We start from the raw sequence: 400 nt of genomic DNA on the forward strand, positions 1-400 counted from the left end.
CCCCCCCCCCCCCCCCCCCCCCCCCCCCCCCCCCCCCCCCCCCCCCCCCCCCCCCCCCCCCCCCCCCCCCCCCCCCTCCCCCCCCGGCGCCCACCGACCCCTACACCCAGTTGGCATCGTCGGCAGCGTCAGATGTGTATAAGAGACAGGCCTCGAAACCGAGCGCGAGCGTGTTTTCTTCATAGTCGACAAACAGCCCGGTTACGCGAGATTCAGCCCATTTCATCGCCTGGCGAACCGTCTGGATGGACCTGTCTCTTATACACATCTCCGAGCCCACGAGACAGGAGGTATCATCGCGTATGCCGTCTGCTGCTTGGAGAGGGGGGGGGGGGGGGGGGGGGGGGGGGGGGGGGGGGGGGGGGGGGGGGGGGGGGGGGGGGGGGGGGGGGGGGGGGGG

The 400-nt window shown here is 74.2% G+C and carries 1 protein-coding gene; it reads right to left on the reverse strand.

The annotated features are described in order from the left end of the window. Positions 1-100: 100 nt before the first annotated feature. The coding region (locus JHD74_RS26135) for a hypothetical protein (protein WP_199063923.1) at positions 101-400 on the reverse strand (300 nt) is incomplete at its 5' end.

Source organism: Serratia sp. ASV30 (genome assembly GCF_016428815.1).
GTDB classification, from domain to species: domain Bacteria; phylum Pseudomonadota; class Gammaproteobacteria; order Enterobacterales; family Enterobacteriaceae; genus Chania; species Chania fonticola_C.